At 40.5% G+C, this 10,063-nt stretch carries 5 protein-coding genes, 1 pseudogene and 1 riboswitch; of the genes and pseudogenes, 3 read left to right on the top strand and 3 right to left on the bottom strand.

Annotation, left to right across the window (positions count from 1 at the left end; all coding sequences use genetic code 11):
- Positions 1-250 precede the first annotated feature (250 nt).
- Entirely contained in the window at positions 251-643 is a 393-nt protein-coding gene (locus tag WAX86_RS15240; RefSeq protein ID WP_341489614.1) for a DUF2750 domain-containing protein, read from the top strand.
- A gap of 245 nt (positions 644-888) precedes the next feature.
- Here WAX86_RS15240 and nspC read toward each other — a convergent pair whose 3' ends face one another.
- The 3 genes and pseudogenes from nspC to WAX86_RS15225 form a co-directional block, all read right to left on the bottom strand.
- Entirely contained in the window at positions 889-2,013 is a 1,125-nt protein-coding gene (gene nspC / locus WAX86_RS15235; RefSeq protein WP_341489613.1) for a carboxynorspermidine decarboxylase, read from the bottom strand.
- Between the two features lie 70 nt (positions 2,014-2,083).
- Positions 2,084-3,340, bottom strand: a complete 1,257-nt coding sequence (locus WAX86_RS15230) for a carboxynorspermidine synthase (RefSeq protein WP_065171340.1) — start codon at positions 3,338-3,340, stop codon at positions 2,084-2,086.
- A gap of 116 nt (positions 3,341-3,456) precedes the next feature.
- Positions 3,457-6,357, bottom strand: a pseudogene (locus WAX86_RS15225) (pyridoxal phosphate-dependent class III aminotransferase).
- A 718-nt stretch (positions 6,358-7,075) separates the two neighbouring features.
- Positions 7,076-7,252: riboswitch (Lysine riboswitch) on the top strand.
- Between the two features lie 84 nt (positions 7,253-7,336).
- On the opposite strand from WAX86_RS15225, the gene lysC reads away from it, so the two are divergent.
- Positions 7,337-8,686 (top strand): lysine-sensitive aspartokinase 3, encoded by a 1,350-nt coding sequence (gene lysC / locus WAX86_RS15220; RefSeq protein WP_341489612.1) that lies wholly within the window; start codon positions 7,337-7,339, stop codon positions 8,684-8,686.
- A gap of 156 nt (positions 8,687-8,842) precedes the next feature.
- Complete coding sequence (gene asd / locus WAX86_RS15215) at positions 8,843-9,979, top strand: aspartate-semialdehyde dehydrogenase (protein ID WP_341489611.1); 1,137 nt, start codon at positions 8,843-8,845, stop codon at positions 9,977-9,979.
- Positions 9,980-10,063: the final 84 nt, after the last annotated feature.

The following is a 10,063-nucleotide window of genomic DNA, read 5'->3' as shown; positions in this document are numbered from 1 at the left end:
TTGATTCGATGAACTCAAAATTGTTATGCAAGAATTTGTCCATTCCTAAGCAAACAAAAAAAGTCATAGATTTTATTGATCAGCACAAAGTTATGAGATCACCCCTAAAGTCTATTTGAATCGAGAGAAAGAGAATTATTAAAGATGAGACTATGAGGCTAACTTAGGGTAAGAATATGATTTAAATTGCTAATAAATAATTGGTAATTGATGTATTATTTACTGGTAATTATTTAATTAGGAATGAATTATGACTACGCCTCTAGATGACGCTAAAATTGCGGAAATCCAAGCATTTGATGCAGAAAAACGATACAAGTACTTGGTAAAAGAGGTTGTTACCAACCGTGAAATCTGGATTCTAGTTGATGAACATGGTTGTGTTATGCTCAACACAGAAGATGAAGATTGTGTTCCTGTATGGCCAAATAAAGAATTTGCAGAAGCATGGGCAACAGGCGATTGGGCTGAATGTAAGGCCGAATCTATCTCTCTAAATAAATGGCACAGCCGTTGGACTCATGGTCTTGAAGATGATGAATTAGCGGTTGTTATCTTCCCAAATCAAGATGAAGATGGTCTTGTTGTTTTCCCAGATGAACTGGATTTTGAGCTAAAACAACAAGTAAAAAAACAGCGCTAAATATTTAAAACGCCATCAATATAAAGATGGCGTTTTCATTAATGGTCTAAACGATTCTGATTCATCGCATAGTGCAACTTTGCTTTTAAGCCCGCCTTTCTTTTTTCTATACGTCGAGCTTTAAAAAACAAATCCAATATCTTCTCTACCATAAAGACCTCGCTAGCTACTTACTTGTACAAACAATAAGCCTTCAATGTCCTTATGTTCATGCAAGATCTATGACAATTTTTTATTGGGCAATATTACAGAGATGCTCGAGATAACGTCGCTTTGAAATCATCGTAACCAAACTGATTTAACTGGACAATTTCACCATCAACTCTTCGACAGTAGATTGATGGCATTTTCAAGCCATTAAACCAATTGAGTTTCACCATGGTATAACCACCAGAGTCCATCACATGCAAACGGTCACCAATTTGCAATGGCTGATCAAATTTTGCAACGCAGAATACATCACCAGCTAAACACGAACAGCTACCAATGATGTATTCATAATCTCCATCTGGTGACGCTTCACGAATGGTCCCTGGTTCATTATAAATCAAGGTATCTAGACGATGAGCTTCTGTAGCACTATCAACGATGGCGGTTTTCATGCCATTTTCAACAATATCAACCACGGTAACCGCAAGATCCGTTGTTTTAGTAATAACCGCTTCACCGGGCTCTAAATAGACTTGAACCCCATGTTTATCACTAAACCATTTTAGCAAACTGGCTAACTCTTCAAGCGGATAACCATCAGAGGTAAACGAGACTCCACCACCTAAGCTCACCCAGTTCAAATTATCTAAATAAGGACCAAATTGCTGGGAAATAGTCTCTAAAATCTGTTTGTAAGCAGGAAAATTGCTGTTTTCACAATTCATATGAAACATTCCGCCTTCAACACCAACAAGAGCTTGGGATGAGAGCTTATCTACGCTAACACCAAGACGAGAATATTGACGAGCAGGGTTAGCTAGATCTTGATTTGCATAGCTGATACCAGGATTAAAACGTACCCCAATTGATATCCCATCAGCAGCATATTTTCGTAAATTTTCAAGCTGAGACAATGAGTTAAAAATCAATTTATTTACAAATGGATTAATAGCCTCAATATCTTGTTGTGAATATCCCACACTGTAACCATGTGTTTCGCCACCAAAGGTTTCCGCACCCAAACGGACCTCTAGCGGACCACTACTGGTTGTACCGTCCAGATAAGGTTTCATGGTGTCAAACACGCCCCAAGTAGAAAAGCACTTTAGAGCCAATACCATTTTGGCTCCAGATAGTGCTTTTAATTGGGCAATACGTTCTAAATTTTTTAACAGTGCCGCTTCATCAATCATAAAGTAAGGCGTTGCTAATTGTTTCATCTCTACTTTCTCTCAAATTAAAAAGCAGATCCCAAAGAGATCTGCTTTATCGATAAAAGATCAATAACGATTAGTTATCGCCTAGCCAATTAATAGTCTGATCTTGCGCAGGATCCAGTTCGACCACATCCCAAGATAAACCAATTGATGGCATTAACTCTAGATATGGATCTGGGTCTAATTGCTCAACATTAAACAGGCCTTTTTGATTCCATTGACCTTTAAAGTAAAGTAGAGCGGCAGTAATTGCAGGAACACCTGTTGTGTAAGAGATCGCTTGAGACTCCACCTCTTCATAACATGCTTTATGATCACAAATATTATAAATAAAGACTTTGCGCTCTTTACCGTCTTTTTGACCTGCAACCATAGTACCGATACACGTATTACCCGTGTAATCTTTAGCCAATGATGTTGGCTCCGGCAAAATAGCCTTTAATACTTTTAGAGGTGAGACAGTAACACCATCCACAGTGGTTACTGGATCTGGCGAAAGTAGGCCAATATCACGCATCACATTGAAATATTTTAGATAGTTATCACCAAATCCCATCCAAAATTCGATACGCTTTTTAACTGGAATATATTCAGCCATTGAACGTACTTCATCGTGAGCCATTGAGTACACTTTCTGATCGCCGACTACGGGGAAATCAAATTCCATCATACGTGTATGGCAAGGAACACGTTTCCACTCACCTTGTTCCCAGTAGAAAGAGTCGCCTTGGATCTCTAGCATGTTAGTTTCAGGATCAAAGTTAGTTGCAAACTTACGACCATGATTACCGGCATTAACATCCATTACATCGATGGTATCAATCTCATCAAACATATGTTTCCAAGCATAAGCTGCAAATACACTTACAACACCTGGATCAAAACCACAACCAAGTAATCCTGTAATACCAGCTTGTTCGAAACGCTCGCGGAAAGCCCATTGTGGATCATAGGCTTCTGGTACCTGCTGACCTTCAGAGCATAAATCAGTTGCAACCGAAGTATCTAGATAAGCCGTCTTTGTTTGTACACACGCTTCCATGATAGTGACATTCACCCAAGGAGGACCTGCGTTAACAACAAGATCTGGTTTTACTTGGTGAATCAAAGCGATTAACGCCTCAACACTGTCAGCATCAACGGCTGCAGAAGTTAAGCGTTTAGTTGTATCTTTTAAATTGTTCTTACGTAGGATGCTTTCAATAATAGTGTCACATTTCGCTACGGTACGTGATGCAAGAGTGATATCACCAAAGACATCATTATATTGCGCCAATTTATGGGCAACAACCCAACCAACACCACCAGCACCAATCTGTAATACAGCCATTATTTCTTCCTTAAAATCTCTCTTAGAGCGACATAATTATCGCTCTAGATTAAAATTCATCCGCAGTGCATAGCCAAAACTTCAAGCAGAACACTACGACTTATTTGTTCTCGAAATCACACCGCTAATTCGATTAATTCGCAACGAAGCAATCGACTTTCAGCGACGATTTGGGCAAATAACTTAGTAAAGTCATCTTGCGTTAATAACGGGTTTAAGATGGTAATTTTCAATGTTACCTCCCCCTCAATAACGGTTTCACCCAACACAGCAACCCCTTTTACCAATAGTTGATGGCGTAAAGTTCGATGCAATTGATCCCGTTGACCTTGATCCATCTCTGGTAAATTCACGCGAAATAGAACCGTTGATAATTGTGGTGTAGCAACCAAGTAAAGTGCAGGTGTTTCAGTAATTAATGCTGCTGCAACTTGTGCTAAATCAACGGTTTTACCGACCATATTACCAAGCCCATTTTCACCAAGAGTACGCAAAGTCATAAACAGCTTTAGCGCATCAAAACGTCGAGTCGTTGATAACGATTTATCGACTAAGTTAGGTAGGGTGTCGGTCTCCCGGTTGAGATAGTCTGCGCGATGAAGCAAGAAACGGAAGTTAGCTTTATCTTTAACTAACAAAGCGCCACAACTGATTGGTTGATAGAACAACTTATGGAAATCGACCGTAACAGAATCTGCTTTCTCAATACCGCTCAAACGGGACTTATATGGTGATAACTGTAAAGCTGAACCGTATGCAGCATCAACATGAAGCCATAACTCAAACTTCTTCGCGATATCAGCAATCGTTTCAATTGGATCAATTGCACCATGATCGGTTGTTCCAGCCGTTGCAACTACAGCAAATGGCATAAGTCCTTGTGCTTTCAAATCAGAAAGCGTTTGCTCAAGCGCAGCTGGCTCAATAACACCATTACGATTACTGCTTACCGTTACAACTGCATTTTCACCAAGCCCCATCTGGCCTGCCGCTTTTTTCACAGTAAAATGGCTAGTTTGGGAACAAACAATTCGTAGCTTTGTAAAATAATCTGGCAATCCCTGTTTTTGGACATGATGACCAGAGAAACGCTCAATCATCGCATCACGAGCAAGTAAGAGCCCCATCTGATTACTTTGCGTACCACCGCTAGTAAACGTTGCATCACCTTGCTCAGAGAAACCAAATACTTGAGCAACCCAATTGCACATATGTTGCTCAAGATAAGTTGCACTGGACGCTTGATCCCAAGAGTCCATAGACTGATTAAGTGCCGATAAAATCAATTCTGCAACCAATGCAGGTAGCAACGGTGGTGTATGCAAATGAGCAATACAGTTTGGGTGTTGCACCATCACCGCATTTTTGGCTACCGTATTAACAGCATCTAAGGTAGATTGGGTTATATCACCATTGCCATCTTTTGGAATAACCATCTGATTAATCAACGTTTCTAATTGCTCTGGAGCCATGCCAGAATACGGTTTGTCGGCTTCAGAAAATACGGTAACCATCTGCTTTAATGCAAACGATAATTTTTCTAGATATGCGTCAGCCCCGCCCGGGCCACAGCTAATAAACTGTGATTTCCAGTCTGAGTATGTCATGTCAGCTTTGCTCTTTTATGCTGTAGCTAGAATGGCGTGATCAATCACATCGGCAACAAAATCAATTTGCGCACTGTTGATAATCATTGGTGGTAGGAAGCGAAGTACACAACCACTGCGTCCACCTTTCTCGATAATTAATCCACGCTCTAATGCTGCACGTTGAATCGCAATTGCACGTTCACCGTTTGCTAAATATTGTCCAAAACGGTTCTTTTGCTCTGGGTGAACAATTTCAATACCTAGCATCAAGCCACGACCACGAACTTCACCGATGCAAGGGTGCTTTTTCTGGAGCTCTAACAGATGGCGAGTTAGACGATCACCCATAGCTTGAGCATTTGCAACGAGGTTATCGCGCTGAATAATTTCAAGTGCTTTTGCCCCAGTAGCCATAGCTAACTGATTACCGCGGAAAGTACCTGTGTGCTCACCTGGACGCCATGAATCGATGGATTTATCAAACGCCAATACAGACAGAGGTAAACCACCACCAACAGCTTTTGACATCACAAGAATATCGGGATGAATACCTGAATATTCGTAGGCAAAATGAGAACCTGATTTACCAATGCCACATTGGATCTCATCAAAAATTAACAGGATATCTAATTCTTTTGTTATACGACGTAGCTCTTGTAACCAAAATGCTGGAGCGGGAATAACACCGCCTTCACCTTGAATTGGCTCCACAATGATTGCAGCTGGCTTTTGAATACCACTTTCAACATCATTAAGAACATGTTCGATATAACGAATACTTTGCCACGCACCAGCATCACCACCTAAACCAAATGGACAGCGGTAACTGTATGGGAAAGGAAGAAAATGTACGTCAGCCATTAGACCAGTTCGGCGCTCTTTCGCACCTAAATTACCCGTCATAGCCATCGCGCCATTTGTCATACCATGGTATCCGCCATGAAAAGCAAAAATAGTATTACGACCTGTCGTTTGCTTAGCCAGTTTAATCGCCGCTTCTACACCATCGGCTCCTGATGGACCACAAAATTGAATTTTTGCGTTATCAGCAAATGACTTTGGTAAAAAACCTAGCAGCGTCTGAATAAATTTGTCTTTTGTTGGGGTTGTAAGATCTAAGGTTTGATAAGGAACACCTGATGCTAGAGCATCTGTGATCGCTTTATTGATCTCTGGATGGTTATATCCCAAAGCCAACGTACCGGCACCCGCGAGACAGTCAAGATATTGTTGACCACGAGTATCAGTCACAATAACGCCATCCGCACGCTCAATCGCAATAGGAATACGACGCGGATAAGATCGAACCTCAGACTCTTGTTGTGATTGACGGGACAGAACGGCGTCCGGCCCTAAATCACGTAAAACAGTTGATGACGGGACGCCGAAAATCTGGCTTTCAGAATCAAGGATTTTTTCGTTGTTCATAGACGATTCCTTACATAAATCCAAGTGTAAGAACCGCGCATTCTTTTTCAAGGAAAGCGCACAATAAGGCAAAACAAACTGTGTTTTACCCCCAGTGGGAGGGAAGTTGACCCCGCAATGCTGGTCATCAGCCCCCGTGCCCGAACCAGTCGGTGCCGCTTACCGATCTCCACGTTACTAATATCAAAAAGAGTAAACTTAATAACGCTTCTTCGATATTTAAATACTAAATTCAATAAAGGTAATTATTATTGAATCTAATTAAATTTAGTTCCGTTAATGTATTCAGAACCTAACGGGGTCGAAAACATACAGTAAAAAATCTTAATGTAAATATATTTTTTAATTTTTTTAAATTTTATATTCACGTTAAATCATAATAAAATCATCAATACCAAAAAAGTATGTTTTATATATTTACAAGTAATTTAGCTCTTACTTATAAAAAAACCAAGATGCTAATTAACAGAATAAACAACCACGCCAATAAAATAGAGTGTAGACTCTATTTATTAGGCTGAATGCTTAAATTTATATTCTCGCTAATAAAATCAATGAACTTACCAATATAAAACATCGTACACTTAATATCACCACTGCTTTTAAAAATTAACTTAAATCAAATTTTGAAATTAAATCAAAAAATATCGTTGACAGCACGATGATAAAAATATCCAATGTATAGCAACTGAAGATGCCGCGATCATTTCGATCAGAGCGAATCAGAAGAGGAGCGTTAACCAGGTAGTCAATGTGCGGAGCCCTAAACTCCAATGTACCTTGACCAGGGGGTTAACGCTGAGACAAAACGCGTTTTGGGACGCGATTGTCGGCCTAGAAAGTTGATTCTTTCGGGCCGTCACCTGTGCGGCACAGGTGGAGAGCTTCTGGTAGAGACCGTTGGTCCTCGCCCTCAACTCAAAACCCTCCCCGCCCCAGGTGAAACCATGTTTTCTCTTACCAAGGGGGTGTACCGAAAATGAAGAAGGTAACTGTCGCTAAATTTGGCGGCACCAGCGTGGCAGATTTTGCCGCAATGATGAATTCAGCAACCATAGTTCGCAACAATCCAGATACCCGATTAGTTGTTATAAGTGCTTGTTCTGGCGTAACAAATATACTCGTCGAACTAGCTAACGGTGTGGCAGATGTTGATCGCCGCAGCGCTCTTATTAAACAATTAACTCGCATTCATTTTGCTATTCTTGAGCAATTGTCACCATGTACAGACACTGCAATAAAAGTTTCTGAACTGATTGATAATATTGCATTTCTATCAGAATCCGCAGCTCAGCATACCCATGATCAGCTTAGTGATCAGATGGTGGCATGTGGAGAGTTACTATCCACTTTCGTCTTTACTCATCTGATGAAAGATCTCGGCATTCCAGCAGTGCGTTTTGACGTCCGTGATGTAATGCGTACAGATAGCCATTTTGGTCAAGCAGAACCAAATCTAGACGCGATTCAAACATTATCGGCTCAATATCTATTACCACAAATAAAAGAGCATGTTGTTGTTACCCAAGGATTTATTGGGGCAGATAACCATAACTATACGACAACATTAGGTCGTGGTGGCAGTGATTACAGTGCGGCTCTACTTGCAGAAGCCATTGATGCAGAAACGCTTGAGATCTGGACTGATGTTCCAGGGATTTACAGTACTGATCCTCGTGTCGCACCGAATGCGATGCCAATTGCTGAAATCAGCTTTAAAGAAGCCTCTGAAATGGCAAATTTTGGTGCAAAAATTCTTCATCCAGCGACATTGATTCCTGCAATGCGTAAGCAAGTTCCTGTTTTTGTTGGATCATCTAAAGAACCTCATCGTGGTGGAACATGGATTCGTCAAGCAGCCAATACCGAACCTATTTTTCGAGCGATTGCCCTACGCAGTAATCAAGCTCTTGTCACTCTAAATAATATACATTCTGTACATAACAGCGGATTTTTGGCTCAAGTATTTGCTATTTTAGCAAAGCATAATGTCTCTGTTGATCTCATGACAACCTCTGATGGTTGCCTATCTTTAACCTTAAACCAAGCCACAACTCGTGGTGGTCTACCTCAATTACCTTTTGAAGTTGAACAAGAATTATCACTACTTTGTCAGGTAAAAGTAGAAAATAATCTAAGCTTGATTGCGCTTATAGGAAATAAAATGGATGAAAAACATGGAACATGTTCTCAGATATTCTCTTCCCTTGAGCCATATAACTTACAAATGATCTGCTATGGTGCTAGTGAACATAGTTTATGTTTTCTTGCCGACGAAAATAGTTCGAGTGAAATCGTTCAAACGCTCCATAGGCGTATTTTCGAATAGCAAAAAATAGTCATCAAAATAAGTTTAAATAATATTCTCTAATTAATTTTAGGGAAGGGATTTCTATTATCTCAAGATAATTGATTTTTAATATCGTTATATTTAGCGAGGATGAGTTATATCTAAAATAACTCTCATCGTATGGAAGAGAACACCATGAAATTAAAAGTAGGTTTTATTGGTTGGCGCGGAATGGTCGGCTCCGTATTAATGCAGCGAATGTTGGAAGAACAAGATTTTGCAAATATTGAGACCGTATTCTTCTCTACCTCACAGGTCGGCCAACAGATTCCATCTTGGATAAAAGCAATCACAAAGACAGAATCTAACTTAGCTGATGCCTATGATTTAGAGCAACTAAGACAATTAGATATCATAGTGACATGCCAAGGTGGTGATTATACCAATAAAACTTACCAGCCCTTACGCCAATTAGGATGGAACGGCTATTGGATCGATGCGGCATCTTCATTACGTATGGCCGATGACAGCATCATTGTACTTGATCCAATTAACCAAGATCAGATCCATAATGGCATTCAGCAAGGTATAAAAACCTATGTTGGGGGTAACTGTACAGTCAGTTTAATGCTTATGGCAATTGGCGGCTTATATCAAGCGGGTCTTGTTGAATGGATGACATCGCAAACCTATCAAGCGGCTTCTGGCGCAGGGGCACAAAACATGCGAGAGCTCATTGAACAAATGGGATCAATTTATTCCTCCGTCAATACTGAGCTTCAAGCCGCGACTTCTATTTTAGACATTGATCGCATGGTAGCAACAACGCTACGTGACTCAGAGTTTCCTACATCTGCATTTGGGGCACCATTGGCAGGCTCTCTGATCCCTTGGATAGACTGTGCACTTGATAACGGCCAGACAAAAGAAGAATGGAAAGGTGGCGTTGAAACCAATAAAATTCTCGGTACTGCCGCTAAACCTATCGCTATAGATGGAACTTGTGTTCGAATTGGTGCAATGCGCTGTCACAGTCAAGCGTTAACGATTAAGCTGACTCGTCCTGTACCGTTAGATGAAATTGAACAGATTATCGCAAGTCATAATCCTTGGGTAAAAGTGATCCCTAATACCAAAGAGGCAACGTTATCCGAACTTACCCCAGCTAAAGTAACGGGGACACTGTCAATTCCTGTTGGTCGAATTCGTAAACTAGCAATGGGCGAAGATTACTTAAATGTATTTACCGTGGGCGATCAGCTTTTATGGGGGGCTGCAGAGCCACTACGTCGCATGCTCAATATTATTGTCAACCAACACAATTCAAAATAACCTCTTAACGTTGGTTTATTGAGCAAAAACAAAGCCCTGAGGTTCATACAAATCTCAGGGCTCTAGATGGAGTATAAGCTCAAT

This window comes from Photobacterium damselae subsp. damselae, from assembly GCF_038086725.1.
Lineage (GTDB): Bacteria > Pseudomonadota > Gammaproteobacteria > Enterobacterales > Vibrionaceae > Photobacterium > Photobacterium damselae.
This window is presented reverse-complemented; position numbering and strand designations above follow the sequence as displayed.